General features: G+C 72.9%; 1 protein-coding gene. It reads right to left on the reverse strand.

Going from position 1 to position 255, the window contains the following annotated elements:
- On the reverse strand, nt 1-255 hold a 255-nt coding region (locus HKX41_12340; GenBank protein ID NNC24924.1), incomplete at both ends, for a hypothetical protein.

The raw sequence follows: 255 nt of genomic DNA on the forward strand, positions 1-255 counted from the left end.
CGCCGGCCTTGCGCCAGGCGTTGCTGTCGCCGAACACCGCCTGCGCGTCGTACAGCGCGCTGGCCTCGTCCGGTTCCATCAGGCGCTTGGCGTAGGCATGGCAGAACGCGGCATGCTCGGGCCGCACATCGTTTTCCCACAACAGCCCGCCGAGCGCGTCGCACAGCAAGGCCAGCGGCGTGATCCGGCGTTCGCGCAGCGCGGCGAGCGCGTCGGCGCCGAGCCGGTCTTCGCGCAGCACGCCGTGCAGCGCGC

The organism is Salifodinibacter halophilus (assembly GCA_012999515.1).
Classification (GTDB): Bacteria; Pseudomonadota; Gammaproteobacteria; order Nevskiales; family Salinisphaeraceae; genus Salifodinibacter; species Salifodinibacter halophilus.